Consider the following 18,575-nt stretch of genomic DNA (forward strand, 5'->3'; position numbering starts at 1 on the left):
TTATTGCGGGTCGCCGGTCTGAAATAAGCCGGATTGTCCCACAAATTCCTGGGTTTTAAGTCTTTTTGGATGAGTTTTGCCGGCGGCACATTGACATTCCACGGACCCGGCTGTACATCCGCGCGGTCCGGCGGGTTTTGCTCCCGGCACTACGCACCCGTGGGTATTCCGGCCGGCGCCGTCTAGCCGGGTCCCTGTCGATCAGAACAGTACACTTTTGTGTCCTGTGAAGATAAAGGAGGGCGCGTTTCCTTTTTAGAACAACAACGCGAATTCAAAGGAAACCGCGATGTCAAAGCGCCACAGCGTTAAGTACAAAATCGACCGCCGGATGGGCGAAAACATCTGGGGTCGTCCGAAGAGCCCGGCCAACAAACGTGAATACGGCCCTGGTCAACACGGACAGCGCCGCAAGGGCAAACTGTCTGACTTCGGTGTTCAGCTCCGCGCAAAGCAGAAGCTGAAAGGCTACTACGGCAACATTTCCGAGAAGCAGTTCCGCAAGGTTTACGGCGAAGCATCCCGTCTCAAGGGCGATACTTCCGAAAACCTGATCGGCCTTCTGGAGCGCCGTCTGGATGCAGTCATTTACCGCGCCAAGTTCGTCCCGACCGTTTTTGCTGCCCGTCAGTTCATCAACCACGGTCATATCAAGGTCAACGGCAAGCGCGTCAATATCCCGAGCTACCAGCTGCGCCCGGGTGATGTGATCGAAGTTCGCGAAAAATCCAAGCAGCTCGCTCTGGTTCTGGAAGCTATCCAGTCCGCAGAACGCGATGTTCCGGATTATGTCGATGCAGATCACAACAAGATGACTGCTACCTACAATCGGATCCCTGGTTTTTCCGATGTGCCTTACCCGGTGCAGATGGAACCGAATCTGGTCGTCGAATTCTATTCACGCTAACAGTCGTCGAATATTCGATTTCGAAGAATTTGAAAGGCCCGCCAGACCGGCGGGCCTTTTTTGTATTTGGAGCAGGCTGGCATCTCGCGCGACTAAACGTGAAACGTGCCAACTGGCATCGGTTTAGATGTCGTTTCGTGGAATGCGTAAGAGCTGACCTGGAAAAATGAGATTGGGATCGCTCAAGATGTGCTGGTTGGCTTCAAAAATCGGTTGAAAGTTGGAGTTGCCATACTGATCCTGGGCAATTTTGGTCAGCGTATCACCGGGTTTTACTGTGTAGGGCTGCCACCCTCCGTAACCGGGCATGATCTTGGGCCCGAAAAGAACCGGAATAACGACGGAGGGTCCGTTTTCGTTCCCGGTGTCGTCGGCAAGGGTCAGGAACAGGCGGTTCAGCTGGAAACTGTTGGTGTCCGGGATATCAATAGATCCCTGAATTGCCTCAGCCCAAGCGCGCCAACCGTCGTGAAGGATGAATACTCGTCATGTCCTTCAGAGACGCGGATACTCAGTGTGCCTTCAAACGCTGCAGCATTTCCGGCGATCATGATTTTGGAGCCTACAAGATCGAATGGTTGAGGCTGCTGAATGTCGAGCGTAACAGTCAAAACAATATCCTCCTCCTGAGTAACCTCAGGACCTTAATGTCACCCCCCAGCAAACGCCCATCACACTACAGCGCTTTCGTGGGTAATTGAAAGTTGCAACCACTAGTTCAATCTTGCGTTGTTTGCCGGGGGCGTGGATTGCTTGGTCATCCAACTTGGACTTCTTGAGACAATCGTTTAAATCAGCGCGGATGGATACTCCAACGCTGCGAAGGCTGCCTGCATGAATGATATTGCAAACGACACGGACACAGACATTCCGGCGATCCTGCGCAACGTGCCTTCCAGTGTTGACTTTAAAAAGCTGCGCAAGCGCTTGCTGCGTCAGGCGCGCGAAGCGATCAGCGATTTTGGAATGCTGCCCACGGGCGCAACTCTGGAAAAGCGTCCAAAATGGCTTGTCTGCCTGTCCGGCGGCAAAGACAGTTACACGCTTCTGGCGGTTTTGATCGAGTTGAAATGGCGCGGCCTTTTGCCCGTGGACCTTCTAGCCTGCAACCTGGATCAGGCCCAACCGGGGTTTCCCGTCGATGTACTGCCGAGGTTCTTTGAGGAAAACGGTATTGAACATCTCATTGTTCGCGAAGACACCTATTCCATCGTTACCGACAAGATCCCTGAGAACCGGACCTACTGCTCGCTGTGTTCACGCCTGAGGCGGGGGATCCTTTATCGGGTTGCACGAGAGCAGGGATGCGAGGCAATTGTTCTTGGGCACCACAGGGAAGACATCCTTGAAACGTTCTTCATGAACCTTTTCCATGGTGGCCGGCTCGCCTCAATGCCGCCGAAACTGATCAATGATGAGGGCGATCTGCTTGTGTTGCGTCCGCTTGCCTATGCGGCCGAGAGCGACATCGCCAAATTCTCAGCTCGGATGGAGTTCCCAATTATTCCCTGCAATCTTTGTGGCTCTCAGGACGGGCTGCAACGCGAAGAAGTCAAACGCATGCTCCAGGGTTGGGAAAAGCAGACACCCGGGCGCCTGGGAGTTATGGCAAGGGCTCTTGCGCACACGCGCCCGTCTCATCTTATGGACAGGTCGCTTTATGACTTCGTCAATCTGCGTCCGGCTGATGGAGCAGGGGGTGCGCAGGACAGTGAGGTGGAAGAGCCCTGCGGGGCAAGCCTTGCGATGACGGCAAAACTGTTTGCAGCAGAGTGACTTGATCGCATTATCGGAACAGGTCTCTGAGCCAGGATTCAACTTTTTGCGTTGATGGTTTTCGCACTGAAGATCCTTCCCGGTGAAGCAGATAATGGGTCTGCAGCGAGGGAATGGTCGTTTCAAAGGGAATGGCAAGGCGTCCACTTGAGGCCAGCTGTCTTGCAACGCGCCCCAGAAGCAGCGCGACACCTCCCTTTGCTGCCGCCCACTCGACTGCGGCAAGAGATGTGTCGACTGTGATACCGCGATCCGCAGGCATTGATATTTCCTGCGCTTCAAAGAATCTCGTCCAGTGATTTTCAAATCCAAGAATGTGGATCAAGGGGTATTCTGCCAGATCTGCCGCTGATTTGAGAGTTCCTGCATGATCCGGGTGACAGACGGGAATGACGGTTTCCGGACCAAGGGCCTCCGCATGAGTGCCCGGCCAATTCCCTGTGCCCAAGCGGATTTCGATATCTATGCCGGTTTCAAGAACCGTGTCCGCCCAAATGGCGGAGAGTAGCCTGATCTCTATCTCAGGATGTCCGTTTTGAAAGGAGGCAAGGGCTGGTGCAATGATGAGAACAGCCTCGGATATTGGCGCTCGAATGGTGACTGAACCCGGAGATGATTTTCCAAAGAGACCTGTTGTTGACACGGCGAGATCCGTCAACGCCTTGCGAACAGAGGGCAGATAGGCCTTGCCGCTGGCTGTCAGGTCCACTTTTCGCGTGCTTCGAAAAAGGAGCTGATGCCCAAGCTGCTGTTCCAGAGCTCTGATGTGAGTGCTGATGGCAGCCTGGGTCAGGCCAAGTTCTTCTCCGGCGGCCGTGAAGCTGCCGAGGCGGCTCGCAGCTTCAAAACTTCTGAGCCATTGGAGGTTCGGGACAGACAGCATCGCGCTCACTCATAAAAAAAACAGCGTAATATCTGTAAATTATATCATTTCTCTTTTCCAGCCTCGAGCGACAAACTGAAGACGAGTTCAATCAGATGTCGGAGGGGCACCTTTCATGCGTGTCGGTTTCATAGGTCTTGGTAACGTCGGCGGAAAACTGGCCGGAAGCATATTGCGCAATGGTTATGAGCTGGACGTTCATGATCTCAATCCGCTTCTCGTCGAGAAATTAGTGTCTCTAGGTGCCAACCGTGCCGCCACGCCCAAGGAAATGGCTAAAAGATGCGACGTTGTCATCACCTGCCTGCCGACGCCGTCGGCCTGTGCAGTGGTTGTCGAAGGGCAGGATGGCCTTCTGGACGGTATTGGACCTGGCAAGATCTGGGCAGAGATGTCGACCACAGATGCCAATGAGACAAGACGCTTGGCCGGGCGCGTCATCGCCGCAGGCGGCGAAGCGATCGAGTGTCCGGTTTCCGGTGGCTGTCACCGTGCCGCAACCGGGAATATTTCGATCTTCGCAGGATGTAGCCGCGAGACGTTCGAAAGGGCCTTGCCTTTCCTGACCGTGCTTGGCCGACGGGTTCTTCATACGGGTGACATCGGCTCTGCTTCCATCTTGAAGGTTGTCACGAATTACCTTGCGACCGCAAACCTTGTCTCATTGGCAGAGGCGCTGGTGACCTGCAAGGCTGCCGGAATGGACCTGAACACGGCTTACGAGGCCATCCGGATTTCGTCCGGCAATTCCTTCGTCCACGAGACGGAAAGCCAGGTGATCCTCAATGGCTCTCGAGACATTTCCTTCACGATGGATCTGGTTGCCAAGGACATCGGACTTTTCCAGGCCCTGGCTGAAAATCACAATGTACCGTTGGAAGTGTCTCCATTGCTGAACCGTATCTTTGCCGATGCAATCGACAGATACGGTGCGAGGGAACTTTCGCCCAATATTATCAGAAGGTTGGAAGAAGCGACCGGACTTGACGTCCTAGCTAACGGATTTCCACCCGAAATGATTGACGACGAACCGGAAGAGCCAGGTTATGAGGTAAAGCCCAACGGGCATGTCGGCAATTGCGAAAAGCGGGAAGGTGTGGGCGGATGATTGAAAAGCGCCAATTCTATATCGGTGGAAGTTGGGTTGATCCGCTTGGCCCTGATGAAATGGACGTGGTCAATCCTGCAAACGAAGAAGCGGTAGCCGTAATCTCGATGGGTACCACGGCCGATGTCGACAGAGCAGTCTCGGCTGCTAGAAGAGCGTTTCCGGGCTGGGCTGAAACGTCTGTCGACGAACGGGCTATGCTCATCGAGCGGATCATTGAAGTCTACCAACGGCGAACACCTGAAATGGACACGGCGATCCGGCTGGAAATGGGGGCACCTCAAACCTTCGCTCGCGAACAGCAGACGCCGGCTGGTATCGGCCATTTGACGGCAACACTGGAAGCATTGAAATCACATCGTTTCGAGAGACCGTCGCCGCGCGGTGGAAGTTTGATCGTGCATGAGCCTGTTGGCGTGTGTGGTCTGATCACACCCTGGAACTGGCCGATCAATCAGATCGTTGCAAAGGTTGCTCCAGCGCTTGCGGCGGGATGCACCATGGTTCTGAAGCCGAGTGAAATTGCGCCTCTTTCCGCACTGCTTTTTGCCGAGATACTTGATGAAGCAGGCTGTCCTGCCGGCGTCTTCAATCTGGTCATCGGTGATGGCCCAACCGTCGGTGCGGCAATGTCCGCACATCCGGACATTGATATGATGTCCTTTACCGGTTCGACGCGGGCAGGGGTTTCTGTTGCAAAGAACGCAGCTCCCACGGTAAAGCGTGTCGCGCTCGAACTTGGCGGCAAGTCTGCAAATCTGCTTTTTGCCGATGCGGATCTGGAACCTGCCATCCGCTACTCTCTGGAGAGCTGCTTCCTAAACTCAGGCCAATCCTGTGATGCACCGACCAGGTTGCTGGTGGAGGCAAAGGTTTACGATCAGGCCGTAGACCTCGCGGTAGAGATTGCCGGTCAAACCAAGGTGGGTGACCCGGCACGGGAAGGAGCGCATATCGGGCCTGTGATAAGCGGTCTGCAGTATGAAAAAATTCAGGGTCATATCGAACGTGCCATTGCCGACGGTGCCAGACTTGTTGCCGGAGGTCCTGGCAAACCGGATGGTTTCGACAGGGGCTATTTTGTCAAGCCAACCGTCTTCGCCGACGTAACCAACTCAATGGCCATTGCACGAACGGAAGTTTTCGGCCCGGTTCTGGTCATGATCCCCTTTCAAACCGAGGAAGAGGGGATCGCCATGGCAAACGACACGCCATATGGACTTGCCGCCTATCTGCAAACAGGTGATCGGGAACGCGCAAACCGGGTTGCGCGAAAGCTGCGCGCGGGAAGCGTTTACATCAACGGCGGCAGTCCGGACTGGGATGTGCCTTTCGGTGGCTACAAGCAATCGGGGAACGGCCGCGAATACGGTGAATTCGGCCTTGAGGATTTTCTGGAGGTGAAGGCCATCACGACCGCTTAGTTTGCCCCGAGTTTGATGAATACAAGCGTGAGGGCGCCGCATTTTCATTGCGGGAAGCAATGCGCGAGCGTTCTTGAGGGGATCGAAGATCTCTTCAACAAGGTTTCGCTGCCGATGACAGCAGTTGGGATATCGGGGCAACGCTCAGACAAATTATGCGGCAGTGTCTCAACGCGAAGATCCAGAAGATAAAGTTCCAGAGCGGTCCATCATCGAAAGAGCTTGCTGCTCATCTCGCAAGCAAAGACGAGCAAGATTAAGCCCCCTTCAGTTACGGAGAACGGGCATCGCTCCCTTTTGTGCTCCGCCAATTCTTGAATCATACCCGCATATCAAAGCTCAGTTTCGGCTCTCGGCCGGAGGCAAGGTAACGCTGCCTGCAAGGCCGGATGCAGGCGATGAAGCCAAATTGAGTGGCGACCAAAAGAGAATTATATTTTGCTCAAAAGGAGCATATTATGTTATATTCAATTTATAGGGTTCAAGCCGTTGAACGGGTCTTGGATATTCAGAATGGTGCAACCACCGAACAGCTAGGCAGTGACATGGCAAAAAGCTTTGATCCTCCAGATACTTGGGATCCATTTGGTGCCTTCTCTCAGGCTGTAATCGCTGGAGATGGAAAAACAATCTACCTGAAGGGGCAAGTTTCGCTCGATCGGGATGGGGAGGTTGTCGGTGAGGGAGACATGGCTGCTCAAGTCACCCAGGTCTTAAAGAACATATCCGATGTTCTTGGCGCTATGGGTGGACGAATGAGCGACATCGTTTCGCTCCAGCAGTTTACGACAGATATTCAAGCGTTCATGCACTGTTCCGAAATAAGGTTACGGTTCTTCGACGCACCGTATCCTGTCACAACAACTTTGGAAGTCTCATCGCTTTATGATGCCAGATTGCTTGTTGAGATAACCGCCATTGCAGAGATCCCGACAAGTCGCTTTATCATGCCGGAAGCCGCGCTTGAAAAGCACCAATAGATCGAATGCACAGCGTAAAATCCTTCAGCGGCCAAGGATAACGTCTTCCAACATTCCTGATCCGCAGCGCTGAAGATCATTGCAGAATAGGGAAACCGCACCGATGGCGGACGGTGGCATATTGTTCTTTTTGAACAAACAGCCTAGCAACGTGCGCAGAATCGGCTGTTACGGGGTCTGATTTCCTATGCGTAATTTTCGATAGCACAACTTGCCATGTTGTTGTGAAATACTCTGGGTTTTATTTCAGGTTGTGTATTCGGAATGAAAATAGGTGAATTCACGTATGCTCGTTTGCATTGAAATACGATTTGGATCAATATCTCTGGTAGTTTTACTTGGCATTTTGCGGAAATTTTGTCGTGAAATGCCAAAATTGAGTGCTCATTTAACATCTCAGCAAGATTTTTGCCGCTAGGTCATACCTCGAGATTTCCTGGGGGTGGGAAAATATTGCGAAGTTTTGGTAAGTTATTCTGTCGCTTTGCGGGCCGGATAACGTTGCCAAAATTTCATTTCATTTCCCTGTCGTTTTTCTAAAAGCAACTCATCAGGTGATCTTTGGAGGAAGTCTTTAAGACTATTACCTGCAAGGGAGAATGATGTATGGCCAAGGATGCAATTGTTACCGGTGTCGAGCAGTTTTTCGGTGACGATGAAATTATTGTCAGTAAAACGGATCTCAAAGGCAAGATCACTTATTGCAATGATGTGTTCCTCAGAATTGCGGGATACACCGAGAAGGAATGCCTTGGCGAACCCCACAACATTATTCGCCATCCGGACATGCCGCGCTGCGTTTTTGATCTCTTGTGGGGACATATCCAGGATCGACGCGAGATTTTTGCTTATGTGGTCAACCGCTGCAAGAACGGCGACCACTACTGGGTTCTCGCCCATGTGACGCCGAGCGTCGACAATAACGGTGACGTCGTCGGTTACCACTCGAACAGGCGGGTTCCGGACCGGAGCATTCTGGAGGGAGTTGTCGTTCCACTTTATGCCGATCTGGTTGCTGAAGAGCGCCGTCACGCCAACAGAAAAGACGGTCTCCAATCCTCCAAGGAAATGGTCTCCGGCATCCTGCAGGAACGAGGCGTTCCCTATGACGAGTTCATTGCCGGTCTTTGAATTGGCCAATTCTCGAATGTCATTTGTCAAATTTGAAGGTTGGAAAAAATGATTGGCGACAACAGATCTGCGATAAAGAAAGCGCTTGAAGTCGTGGAAGCCGTTGCTGACGGTGATTTCGAGCGCCGCATTCTGAACATTTCCGAAAAAGGTGACGCCGGCAGGCTGCTTCATGCGATCAACCGATTGATCGACAGGTCTGACGCTTATGTGCGCGAAACCAAGGCTTCTCTGGAATATGTTTCCGAAAACAAGTACTTCCGGCGAATTTCGACCAAAGGCATGACGGGTGCTTTCGGTGTTGCCAGCGAGTCGATCAATGTCGCCATGGCGGCCATGGAGGAACGCGTCGGTTCTTTTGCCGGGGTGGTCGAGAACTTCGAAACAAAAATGGCGACGGTGGTTGAGTCGGTCACGACGGCTTCAGGCGAGCTTGAAGACAGCGCCAGGTCAATGGATCAGTCCTCCACCTCCATGGATCAGCAAGCTACGGCAGTGGCATCGTCTGCCGCCAATGCGTCGTCCAATGTCAGTTCCGTCGCGGCGGCAACTGAGCAGATGACCCAGTCAGTAAGCGAGATCAACCAGCAGGTCAGCTATTCGGCGCAGATTGCCGGCGAAGCCGTAAACGAAGTGGAAAAGGCCAATCGCGATATCAAGATGCTGGCTGAATCTTCCGACAAGATCGGCGAAGTTGTTTCGCTCATCACCGACATCGCAAATCAGACCAATCTCTTGGCTCTCAATGCGACGATCGAAGCGGCGCGCGCCGGTGAAATGGGCAAAGGCTTTGCCGTTGTTGCATCCGAGGTCAAGGAACTGGCAAGCGAAACCGCTAAGGCAACCGACGAGATCGGTGCTCAGATCAAGTCCATTCAATCGGCAAGTTCACAGGCCGTTGAGTTCATCGGGACCATCGGTACGACCATTTCCAAGGTCAGTGAAATAGCATCTGCAATCTCGGCGGCCGTTGAAGAGCAAGGCGCTGCAACAGCGGAGATCGCGCGCAACATTGAGCAGGCTTCGGCTGGTACGAATGAGGTGAGTTCCAATATCGGCATGATCACCAACATGGCCGGATCGACCAAAACCGAGGCCAACCATGTTTTGCATGCTGCCGCCGGATTGTCGGAGCAGGGCCAGATGCTTCGCCATGAAGTGGACGGTTTTCTGAGCGAGGTGCGTCAAGTCATCTGACACGACCCATTCCTATCAGGGTGTTCAGAGCCGCAGACCGGAAAAGCACCCGGTTTGCGGTTCTTGCATTTCGGGTGTCTTGTCTGACGGGCTAAGCTGTATCGGCTGATGATTGTTGGGAAACCTTGCTGGCATTGGGCCCATAGTACCCGCTGAACGTTCTGGACAGTTCCCGCCGGGGTGCCTATTTCTTTGAGATGACAGTGCGCGCGCAACGAACGGCAAACGACTATGGTGTTTTGGTGGAGCCGCTCACCGGTGAGGTGACTGCCTGGCGGAACAACGTTGTTCTGGCAAGATCCACCAGGGCCCGTGTCATGTATGAAACCCGGCTTCCTCCCGTGGTATATTTCCCAAAGGATGACATCCGCGCCGATCTGAAACCGGCACCTGATCACAGAACATTCTGCCCGCTGAAAGGCACGGCTTCCTACAGCGATGTTCTAGTCTCGGGCGAGACGATTGAAAATGGCGCCTGGCATTACCCGACGGCCCTGCCTGAAGGGCAGGCCGTTGATGGGTTCCATGCGTTCATGCCCGGCGTTGCCTCGCGCATCGAATACAACGGCAAGCAACTGGACACACCCTTTGGCGGCAATATTTCCGGGCCGATTGTCGATTGGCTGCTGCGCGAAGCCTGGACGGCACGCACGGCAGAAGAGCTGATTTCAGCGCTGGGCAAGAAGCTTGTTGAGGACGGTGTTGCTGTTTGCCGGATGAGCGTCTTGATCTGGTCCCTTCATCCAATGATTGCAGGCCAGAATTCGATCTGGCAGCGGGACAAGGATGAGGTTACCAGCCGCTATCCTTCTTATGAGCTTCTGGAAAGCCCGATTTTCAAAAATAGTCCGCTGCAGCATGTTGCCGACGGGCTGGGCGGCGTGCGACAGAAACTGGATACCAACCCTGACGAATTCAACTTTCCGATCATGGAAGATTTGAAAGAGCAAGGCGTTACCGACTATGTCGCGATGCCATTGCCGTTTTCCGATGGTCGGATCAACGTGCTAACGCTGGCCTCCGACCACCCGAATGGCTTCACCACAGCCAATCTGGGTCTGATTTTCGAATGTTCCGCACTCATCAGCCGCTTGTTTGAGGTTTTTGCCCTCACGTCGAATGCGACGACAATCCTGGAAACCTATCTTGGCAAGAGAACCGGCGCACGTGTTCTTGGCGGGGAAATCCGTCGCGGCGACGGTGAAGTCATCGACGCATCGATCCTGTTCTGCGACCTGCGTCATTCGACGCGTCTGGAAACCGAACTCGGGCGCGATGCGTACCTGTCCGAGTTGAACAGGTTCTTCGAAGTGACGACCGAAATCGTCAACGAGCATGAAGGCGAAGTTCTGAAATTCATTGGCGACGCGGTTCTTGCGATTTTTCCCGCAGGTTCTGACCGCGAAAAAGCCTGCCGACAGGCAGTGGCCAGTGCAGATCGGATCGTTCAACGCTTGGCGGTCCCCGAAGAAAACGGCAATGGCATTCCTCTGACATGCGCCATCGGCATAGCCTTTGGTGAAGTCACCTACGGGAATGTCGGCTCAAAAGAACGTTTGGATTTTACCGTGATTGGAAGCGCAGCCAACATTGCCGCCCGGCTTGGCGATCACGGCAAGGTTGTCGGTCATCCAATCGTGGCGTCAAAAGATGTTGCCGACGAGGCCGATTGCGGAGCAACGCCACTGGGCGCTGTTGAACTGCACAATGTTTCAGACCCCGTCGAAGCCTTCGCCGTAAGTGTCTGCCCGGCCGAAACTGCTTCGTAGCAATGGTTTAGTCCATCGTTGGCGTGTCGCGTTGCAGTTTGCGATCAACGCCTCTCCAATAGACGAGCCAGAGCAGTGGCAGAAATGCAGAAAGGGCGGCAAACAGCATTGGCAGGGTGCCCTGATTTACATCAATCAGATATCCAAAAAGGGGCGGGCCGATAAGTGTTCCAGACAAAGTGGCGATCAATAGCAACGCCTTGGCCTTGCTTGAAAACTTTTCCGACAAATCAGCCATGAATGAGGCGGACAACAGGTTCAAAAACAATTCAAACGCAACAAAGCCGAATACAATGAAAATGAAACTCTGCTGAGTTGCGATCAGAATCCCTGAAGATGCCAGCGCTGCCGAAAAAAGTGTTTGAAACCAACTACCGTGCCGCGTGCCACGCATGGCGACCCAAAGGATCACGAGTGCAATCGTGACTTTGGAGAAGCCTATTGCTAACGATGTGTTGTCAAGGCTGAGATCGTTGCTCGCTGTGAAATGGGCGGTGTTGGATAAGAAGCCGATTTGCCCGCAAAAGAACAGAAACAGCAAAGCCAGGCCAAAGCCATCTCTTCCAGTCAGGTGTCCCTTCACCGACTGCGCCTTGTTTGCACTATGCGTTGGAACCTTCCGCCAAAGTACCAGACCACTTAGAAACACTGCCAACAGGCCCAACCCGAACAGTGTAACGAGATGTCTGTAAGTCTGGTCGGTCTCAAACAGGGGGAAGCAAATTGCAATCAGGCCGGAAATGAAAAGCGCGAAAGAAAGCCGCCACGCGAAGGCCTGGAGTTTCATATTGGATTGCGCAGCTGTCATGATGCCGAATTGCATTAGGAAGCCACATGCCAACCCGATCACGAACCAGCAAAGAGCGAACAAGAGCGGAGCGTTCACCCATAGGGACAGGAATAGCGCTGAAGCATATACACAAAAGACTAAAGCCGGTGCAGGCCGCGCGAGTGTTTCATAGCGTATTCTTGCGGCCAGGAACGCGGCTACGATCTGGCCCGCCATGATACAGCTCACAACGCTGCCCGCTTCGGCATTTGAAATAGACCGCGTGGCGAGCAGGGTTGCGATGAGCAAAGGGGCAATATGGAGAGGGATGGATCCAGCCGCAGAAAAAAGGGCTGCCCCGACTGTGCGCCTGGTTTCGCTGGATGTCAGTATTGCCGACATCTGTCGAAGCGAGCTTTGCAGGTAAATGCGTGGCTTGAAGCGTGACCGTTCGGCCCAAATTCGCGTTTCATTCCTCAGTGCCTGCCTTCTTGCGACGGCGTGTAGCAGCGCCATAACCCCCAGGGCGATGACTGTCACGTTGTGTCATGTCGCGTACTGTCCCACGAAAACCCTGCCAGTCGAAGGGCTGATCCGGTCCACTGAGAGTTTCCTGAATTTCTGTTTTGAGCGCGGCGTCCTGGTAGCAGGCGCGCTCAATTGGCTGGACTTGAAACAACGGCTTGAAATGCGGAATGTAGATTTCCTGACCTGTCGTTAGGAGCTTGATGTTGATGAAAAGCGGACAGGGCTGAAAGAGGTCGGTCTCGACAAGGCCTTCATAGCAGACAAAAGCGCTGCGCGTATCATAGTTGACCGGAGGTCTAATGAGCGTGCTCCAGCCCGGGCGAGAACTGACAAAATAGCCCGACCAAATCTGAATCGATCCAGGAACGAAAAGTTCAGATAGATAAGGCGGATCAAGATCACGCAGATCTTCAGGAGCAGCCTCCTCCCAATGTTGTCTGAAATCTTCGTCCTCGAAGTTGGTTGATTTGACCGGATACCATTGATCGTCTTCGTAAAAGAAGCTCTCTTTTCCATCGAAAAGAAGGTGGATGTCTTTTGGAGGATAAACATACCAGCCAAAGGACGAAGCTTCGCGCATGGCTTGGCAATATTGAAAGGCCGCGGCAGGCATGGTGCCAGCTGCACTCTTTTCCGCTCGCCGGATATCCGGCGCTGACGGAAATGCCTTTGTGAAGCGGAGCACTGCCTCGCTTTCTGTTTCAGGGACAGATCCTCCGACAGTGGTGGAAACATTCATGGTTTTGTCCGTCTGCCGGAGGATCAGTTCAATTAGATGCGCACAGGAGCGACACCGCCACCCATTGAGCTTCGGGAACTCATTTTGACTTTAACGGGTGCCAAGCCCCCTCCGATCGATGCCTTTGCAGCTGGCTTCACTACAGGAGCGATACCGCCTCCCATGCTGCTGCGCGAAAGCGGTTTGAGAGTAACCGGCGCGACCCCACCACCCATAGAAGCGGGGGCTGCAGTTTTGACCTTTGTAAGTGGCTTCGTAGTTCTAATTGTCTTGATCATCGGAGAATTCCCCTTCTGGTAGCGTCAATTAAAATTTACACTTAACAAAATTAACTATGTTTCCACTAAAGAGTGCTGTCAATGGTTGAATTGTTTTTCGAGAATACACGGCTGAATTGTGGGCGGCAATTCATAGAGAACGCCTGATCCGTCAAATGCGTTTGGGGTTTGGAGCCGGTTTGAGCCGCTGACCAAAGTACCGTTGGCCGACCTGTCCGGAGCCTGATTTCCTGACTGAAACTTCGGAATAAGAAAGGCTTCTGTTCCGGTTTAGCGGACGGTTTTTTCGCCGTGAAATCCGCCCATTGGCTGGTTGCGTACCAGAATAACCAGGCCTTGCTTGCTTGGCTCCGCGTCGTTCAGGGCAACGCCGCCGTAATTTGCGCAGAGTTCTTCGGCACTTTTGTTCTGGGCGGGGGTGAACATGGTGATTGCCTGGCAATCAACACGCCGCAGCTCGCTGTCGGTGATCGATCCGCCCGACAAGCTAAATCCAAGGCCGGCCAAAGCCAGTGCGAAAGTGGTGGTGGTTGCAAAAGCAAACTTGTTCATGATCCCCGGTCCCATTTCCTGGCCCTCCGTTTCGGCAGGCCCTGCGATATGGTCGGAAAATGGCGGAACACACCTGTACTCTCACTGAAATCCCCATTCACCTGACGTTCAGCTTAGGCGATTCGCCAACAATTGCCGAACAATCGACCAGATTTGGCCAAATTCGATTCGGGTTTGCGTTGGATAACACGTGGTTTTTTGAGGTTTATCGCCTCACGCGAAGTGGCGCCGACTTCATTCAGTGATCCCGGATAATCTTCATTTCCCTAGAGGGGACACTGGATTTTCTTCAAGAGTGCGCGTAGCTGCTCCTGCTCGCTCTGGGATAGCGGCGCCAGAATGTCTGCAAGCGTGTCTGCGACTGCCTGCTGCAGTTCGCCAACCGCTTCCTGACCCAGCGAGGTCAAAGAAAGGACGCTTGCGCGGGCGTCTCTCTGGTCCGGAACTCGGTCGATCAGCCCCTTACTTTCCAGAACCTTGACCGCGCGGGTCATTTGCGACTTGTCCCGGTTCATTCGGGCGACCAATTCATGCAGTCGCACAGGTTCCATCTCGGCCAGGGTGAGAAGCAAAACGCCTCCTGCAGGACCCAGCTGATGACGATCAAAGTCAGCCGAACGTGCATTCAGTGACAAGTGAATGCGGCGCATGAACCGGTCCGTGAGATTTGCAATTTCAATATCAGGCATGAGTAATTTGTTGACTAAGTCCACTAATTATAGTTGATAATGTCAACTTAATTGAAGATCTGCCCACCGACGCCAAGATGGCACATTTGGCTCGGACGGTTGTTGCAAGGCGTTGGATCATGTCTGAGACACAACGAATGGTACTGAAATTGGCTGCGGTCCTTTGGATTGTCTGGGGTCTTGTACACGCATTTGCAGGTGTTGTCGTGCTCACCTCGGATGCATCTCAAGGATTTGCCGCTATTGCCGATGCGGTTCAAACGGGCCTGTTGCGTTCGAATTATCACCCGGCGGTCGAAGGAATACTCAACCAGCATGGTTGGAACCTGCTTTGGTTTGGGTTGGTCACAATTCTCGGGGCATGGTTCATATGGCGGGGAAATCTGACGGCTATCTGGGTCACGGCGCTTGTCGGCGGTATGGCCGACATCGGATACTTGCTGTTCGTGGATATACCCGGCTTTGTTCGGTTTTTTCCCGGGACGCTCATGACGATTGTTTCAGGGTCGGCGGTTCTCTTGAGCTTTTGGGTTTGGATACCGCTACGGCGAACGGTCAAAAGTGTTTGAGCGGGTGAGCGCCGAAAATGAAAAAGGGACGGTAAATCCGTCCCTTAAAGTCACATTATCAGAAACTGATTCAGCTTATGCCGTCTGCTGAGTGGTCTCAATGCCCTTGTCGGTGAAGAGGCTTTGCAGTTCCTGATTCTGGAACATTTCTCGAATGATGTCGCATCCGCCGACAAACTCACCTTTTACGTAAAGCTGCGGAATGGTCGGCCAATTTGTAAAGTCCTTGACGCCCTGACGCAGCTCATCGTCCTCAAGAACATTGATGCCCTTATAGGGAGCGCCGACATAGTCGAGAATCTGAACGACCTGGCCGGAAAAACCACATTGCGGAAAATTCGGCGTGCCCTTCATGAAGACAACCACATCATTGGTGTCGACTTCGTTCTTGATCCAGTCCTGGATGCTCATGTTCGTCAGTCCTTTTGTTTCGTCGGCGCAAGCAGTTGGCGGCCGGTGCGATAAATCAATCCAGTCACGGCTCTCCAGACACGAACTTCCATGATAAGCATCGCCAGGAGAGCGGTTGCGAGAAGAAGCCAGATCATTCTTTCTCCGTCCACTTTGCCGTCTATCTGTCGTCGACAGACGGAAAATTCAAGGGGCAATCCGATTATACGGCACTCGTTTCGATCAGTTTGCCATCACACTTAGTCCGGGGCCTTTGTCTGCAAGGCGAGCGCATGCAACGCACCGCCCATGTTGCCTTTCAGAGCCTCATACACCAGCTGATGCTGTTGAACCCGGCTTTTGCCTCTAAATGCTTCAGAGACAACATTAGCGGCATAGTGATCGCCGTCGCCAGCCAAATCCCGGATCTCAACCTGAGCATCGGGCAATGCCTCTTTGATCAGCGTTTCGATCTCATTTGCGTTCATCGGCATCGTGCATCAGTCCTTTTGTATTGGTTCCTGAAACTCAGGCAGTTTTAAGCTGTTGCCATGTATTCGGGGAACCAATCTTCGTGTGCTTTTTTCAAGTTTGCAACGGATATGGTGAGAACACCCTCAACAGTCAAATCATCGCCGCCGGTTTTCCCAATTTGCTGAACCTCGATACCGGCATCGATGATGTCTTCAAGGACAGCCTCGACCCTGTCCGGTGCAACCGTCAGCACGTAGCGTCCCTGATCTTCGCCAAAGAGGGCAGCATGGGCTGGTCCAGCAATCCTGACCGTTGCCCCCATTCCGCCCGCAATCGCCATCTCGGCAAGGGCAACACCCAGGCCGCCGGAAGATATGTCATGAACCCCAGAAAGCCGTGCCGCGCCGATCAGTTGGCGAACAATCGTGCCGCGCCGCTTTTCTGCTGCCAAATCGACCGGAGGAGGAGCGCCTTCTTCGCGGCCCAGAACATCGGCAAGATATTGTGAAGCACCCAGATGAGTGCCGAGCCCACCTATGACCAGGATCGAGTCGCCTTCGTCGGCAAAGGCTGCACTGGCGCGAACAGTCACGTCCGGCAACAGTCCGACGCCGCCAATGGCAGGGGTCGGCAATATCGCCTCACCGTGAGTCTCGTTGTAAAGGGAGACGTTGCCGGAAACGATGGGAAAATCCAGTTCACGGCACGCTTCGCCGATGCCTTTGATACAGCCGACAAACTGCCCCATGATCTCTGGCTTTTCCGGGTTGCCGAAATTGAGATTATCGGTTGCGGCCAGCGGCTCTGACCCAACGGCGGTCAGGTTGCGCCAAACCTCTGCAACGGCCTGTTTGCCACCTTCATAAGGGTCAGCCTCGCAATAGCGCGGGGTCACATCGACCGAGAAAGTGAGGCCCTTGCGGGTACCTTCCACGCGAATAACGCCGGCATCACCTCCAGGCGTTTCAGCCGTGTTGCCCTGAATCAGTGTGTCGTATTGCTCATAGACCCAGCGACGAGAAGACCCGTTGGCGCTGCCGACCAGAGTGGTCAACGCTTTGGCATAGTCTTCAGGTTCTGCGATGTCGGCCGCGTTCAAAGTGGGCTTTTTTTGCGGTTCGGTCCAGGGCCGGTCGTATTCCGGCGCCTCATCACCCAATTTCTTGATTGGAAGGTCTGCCACCACATCGCCTTGATGTTTGACAACGAACCGGAGTGTATCGGTGGTGATGCCGACAATTGCAAAATCCAGTCCCCATTTCTTGAAAATGGCTTCGGCTTCATGCTCCTTCTCGGGCCTCAGTACCATGAGCATGCGCTCCTGGCTTTCAGACAGCATCATCTCGTAGGCACTCATGCGCTCTTCGCGCACCGGAACCTTGTCGAGGTCGAGCTCGATGCCAAGATCGCCGCTGGCGCCCATTTCGACAGCGGAGCAGGTCAGACCGGCTGCACCCATATCCTGAATGGCAATGACAGCACCTGTTTCCATGAGCTCCAGACAGGCTTCCAGCAGGCATTTTTCCGTGAACGGGTCACCGACCTGAACTGTTGGGCGCTTTTCGTCGATTGTATCGTCGAATTCAGCCGACGCCATCGTCGCACCGCCAACACCGTCGCGGCCGGTCTTGGCGCCAAGGTACACAACAGGAAGGCCGACACCTTCGGCTTTCGCCAGGAAGATCGCGTCAGACCTGGCGAGACCCGCAGCAAATGCGTTTACCAGGCAATTGCCGTTGTAGCGGGCGTGAAATTCGACCTCGCCACCAACCGTTGGCACACCAAATGAATTGCCGTAACCGCCGACCCCAGAGACGACTCCCGACACCAGGTGTTTCGTGCGCGGATGATCCGGTTCGCCGAAGCGCAGGGCGTTCATGGCCGCGACGGGACGTGCACCCATGGTGAAGACGTCCCGCAAAATACCGCCAACACCTGTTGCCGCACCCTGATAGGGCTCAATATAGGACGGGTGGTTGTGGCTCTCCATCTTGAAGACCACGGCCTGGCCGTCGCCAATATCAACCACACCGGCGTTTTCACCCGGACCCTGAAGCACACGAGGTCCTTCTGTCGGCAGTGTTTTCAGCCATTTCTTGGATGATTTGTAAGAGCAATGCTCGTTCCACATGGCGGAAAAGATGCCGAGTTCGGTAAAGCTCGGTTCCCGGCCAATCAATTCCAGGATGCGCTCATACTCATCCGGTTTCAGGCCGTGGGAAGCAATCAGGTCGGGCGTGATCTTGATGTCGTTCGGGATCATGACGTTCCAGTATTTTGGGACCGCAGAATCTGGGCCGCAAGGACGCGGGCAGGCATTGATGCCGCCGTTTAGCAGATTGTCCAGGAAATGGGGAGAGTGCGCGCAAAACTTTGTGGAAGATAGCTTGATTGATCCCCGGCAAGGCAACG

The 18,575-nt window shown here is 53.7% G+C and carries 21 protein-coding genes; 10 read left to right on the forward strand and 11 right to left on the reverse strand.

Going from position 1 to position 18,575, the window contains the following annotated elements; genetic code table 11:
- Nucleotides 1–289 precede the first annotated feature (289 nt).
- The gene (gene rpsD / locus Q0835_RS07975) at nucleotides 290–907 is read left to right on the forward strand and encodes a 30S ribosomal protein S4 (protein WP_298821877.1); all 618 of its coding nucleotides are present in this window, start codon (nucleotides 290–292) and stop codon (nucleotides 905–907) included.
- 123 nt (nucleotides 908–1,030) lie between these two features.
- On the opposite strand, the gene Q0835_RS07980 is transcribed toward rpsD, so the two are convergent.
- Both Q0835_RS07980 and Q0835_RS07985 read right to left on the reverse strand, forming a co-directional pair.
- Nucleotides 1,031–1,216 carry a LysM peptidoglycan-binding domain-containing protein gene (locus tag Q0835_RS07980; RefSeq protein ID WP_298960031.1) on the reverse strand — a complete coding sequence of 62 codons (186 nt, stop codon included), beginning with the start codon at nucleotides 1,214–1,216 and terminating at the stop codon, nucleotides 1,031–1,033.
- Nucleotides 1,217–1,302: 86 nt separating this feature from the next.
- Nucleotides 1,303–1,518, reverse strand: a complete 216-nt coding sequence (locus Q0835_RS07985) for a Gmad2 immunoglobulin-like domain-containing protein (protein ID WP_298960034.1) — start codon at nucleotides 1,516–1,518, stop codon at nucleotides 1,303–1,305.
- Nucleotides 1,519–1,741: 223 nt separating this feature from the next.
- Here Q0835_RS07985 and ttcA point away from each other — a divergent pair, with 223 nt between their 5' ends.
- Nucleotides 1,742–2,683, forward strand: a complete 942-nt coding sequence (gene ttcA, locus Q0835_RS07990; RefSeq protein ID WP_298960037.1) for a tRNA 2-thiocytidine(32) synthetase TtcA — start codon at nucleotides 1,742–1,744, stop codon at nucleotides 2,681–2,683.
- Between the two features lie 10 nt (nucleotides 2,684–2,693).
- On the opposite strand, the gene Q0835_RS07995 is transcribed toward ttcA, so the two are convergent.
- Entirely contained in the window at nucleotides 2,694–3,566 is an 873-nt protein-coding gene (locus tag Q0835_RS07995) for a LysR substrate-binding domain-containing protein (protein WP_298960038.1), read from the reverse strand.
- A gap of 115 nt (nucleotides 3,567–3,681) precedes the next feature.
- Here Q0835_RS07995 and Q0835_RS08000 point away from each other — a divergent pair, with 115 nt between their 5' ends.
- The 6 genes from Q0835_RS08000 to Q0835_RS08025 all read left to right on the forward strand — a co-directional run bounded on the left by Q0835_RS08000 (nucleotide 3,682) and on the right by Q0835_RS08025 (nucleotide 11,175).
- Entirely contained in the window at nucleotides 3,682–4,674 is a 993-nt protein-coding gene (locus Q0835_RS08000) for an NAD(P)-dependent oxidoreductase (protein WP_298960040.1), read from the forward strand.
- A complete protein-coding gene (locus tag Q0835_RS08005; RefSeq protein WP_298960043.1) occupies nucleotides 4,671–6,098 on the forward strand; it encodes an aldehyde dehydrogenase family protein in 1,428 nt (475 codons plus the stop codon). Before Q0835_RS08000 ends, Q0835_RS08005 begins: the two co-directional genes overlap by 4 nt.
- 413 nt (nucleotides 6,099–6,511) lie before the next feature.
- A complete protein-coding gene (locus Q0835_RS08010) occupies nucleotides 6,512–7,078 on the forward strand; it encodes a RidA family protein (protein ID WP_298821883.1) in 567 nt (188 codons plus the stop codon).
- 606 nt (nucleotides 7,079–7,684) lie between these two features.
- Nucleotides 7,685–8,209 carry a PAS domain-containing protein gene (locus Q0835_RS08015; protein WP_298960046.1) on the forward strand — a complete coding sequence of 175 codons (525 nt, stop codon included), beginning with the start codon at nucleotides 7,685–7,687 and terminating at the stop codon, nucleotides 8,207–8,209.
- A gap of 48 nt (nucleotides 8,210–8,257) precedes the next feature.
- Nucleotides 8,258–9,406 (forward strand): methyl-accepting chemotaxis protein, encoded by a 1,149-nt coding sequence (locus Q0835_RS08020; RefSeq protein ID WP_298960048.1) that lies wholly within the window; start codon nucleotides 8,258–8,260, stop codon nucleotides 9,404–9,406.
- Nucleotides 9,407–9,603: 197 nt separating this feature from the next.
- The gene (locus Q0835_RS08025) at nucleotides 9,604–11,175 is read left to right on the forward strand and encodes a DUF427 domain-containing protein (protein ID WP_298960051.1); all 1,572 of its coding nucleotides are present in this window, start codon (nucleotides 9,604–9,606) and stop codon (nucleotides 11,173–11,175) included.
- A gap of 7 nt (nucleotides 11,176–11,182) precedes the next feature.
- Here Q0835_RS08025 and Q0835_RS08030 read toward each other — a convergent pair whose 3' ends face one another.
- Together Q0835_RS08030 and Q0835_RS08035 are read right to left on the reverse strand one after the other, a co-directional pair.
- The gene (locus Q0835_RS08030) at nucleotides 11,183–12,181 is read right to left on the reverse strand and encodes a hypothetical protein (protein ID WP_298960054.1); all 999 of its coding nucleotides are present in this window, start codon (nucleotides 12,179–12,181) and stop codon (nucleotides 11,183–11,185) included.
- 232 nt (nucleotides 12,182–12,413) lie between these two features.
- Nucleotides 12,414–13,211, reverse strand: a complete 798-nt coding sequence (locus Q0835_RS08035) for a hypothetical protein (protein WP_298960057.1) — start codon at nucleotides 13,209–13,211, stop codon at nucleotides 12,414–12,416.
- Nucleotides 13,212–13,247: 36 nt separating this feature from the next.
- On the opposite strand from Q0835_RS08035, the gene Q0835_RS08040 reads away from it, so the two are divergent.
- Nucleotides 13,248–13,511: a hypothetical protein gene (locus tag Q0835_RS08040; RefSeq protein ID WP_298960060.1), complete on the forward strand. Its 264-nt coding sequence runs from the start codon at nucleotides 13,248–13,250 to the stop codon at nucleotides 13,509–13,511.
- 248 nt (nucleotides 13,512–13,759) lie between these two features.
- Here the strand turns inward: Q0835_RS08040 and Q0835_RS08045 are convergent, their stop codons facing one another.
- A complete protein-coding gene (locus Q0835_RS08045) occupies nucleotides 13,760–14,041 on the reverse strand; it encodes an antitermination protein (protein WP_298818212.1) in 282 nt (93 codons plus the stop codon).
- Nucleotides 14,042–14,307: 266 nt separating this feature from the next.
- Nucleotides 14,308–14,730, reverse strand: coding sequence for a MarR family transcriptional regulator (locus Q0835_RS08050; RefSeq protein ID WP_298960063.1), 423 nt, complete (start codon nucleotides 14,728–14,730; stop codon nucleotides 14,308–14,310).
- 119 nt (nucleotides 14,731–14,849) lie between these two features.
- Here Q0835_RS08050 and Q0835_RS08055 point away from each other — a divergent pair, with 119 nt between their 5' ends.
- Nucleotides 14,850–15,299 carry a hypothetical protein gene (locus tag Q0835_RS08055; protein ID WP_298818218.1) on the forward strand — a complete coding sequence of 150 codons (450 nt, stop codon included), beginning with the start codon at nucleotides 14,850–14,852 and terminating at the stop codon, nucleotides 15,297–15,299.
- A gap of 75 nt (nucleotides 15,300–15,374) precedes the next feature.
- Here the strand turns inward: Q0835_RS08055 and grxD are convergent, their stop codons facing one another.
- The 4 genes from grxD to purL all read right to left on the reverse strand — a co-directional run bounded on the left by grxD (nucleotide 15,375) and on the right by purL (nucleotide 18,426).
- Nucleotides 15,375–15,710 (reverse strand): Grx4 family monothiol glutaredoxin, encoded by a 336-nt coding sequence (gene grxD, locus Q0835_RS08060; RefSeq protein WP_298818221.1) that lies wholly within the window; start codon nucleotides 15,708–15,710, stop codon nucleotides 15,375–15,377.
- A 5-nt stretch (nucleotides 15,711–15,715) separates the two neighbouring features.
- A complete protein-coding gene (locus tag Q0835_RS08065) occupies nucleotides 15,716–15,847 on the reverse strand; it encodes a hypothetical protein (protein ID WP_298818224.1) in 132 nt (43 codons plus the stop codon).
- Between the two features lie 102 nt (nucleotides 15,848–15,949).
- A complete protein-coding gene (locus Q0835_RS08070) occupies nucleotides 15,950–16,183 on the reverse strand; it encodes a BolA family protein (RefSeq protein WP_094071352.1) in 234 nt (77 codons plus the stop codon).
- 44 nt (nucleotides 16,184–16,227) lie between these two features.
- Entirely contained in the window at nucleotides 16,228–18,426 is a 2,199-nt protein-coding gene (purL, locus tag Q0835_RS08075) for a phosphoribosylformylglycinamidine synthase subunit PurL (protein WP_298960066.1), read from the reverse strand.
- Nucleotides 18,427–18,575 lie beyond the last annotated feature (149 nt).

The organism is uncultured Roseibium sp., assembly GCF_947499295.1.
Taxonomy (GTDB): Bacteria; Pseudomonadota; Alphaproteobacteria; order Rhizobiales; family Stappiaceae; genus Roseibium.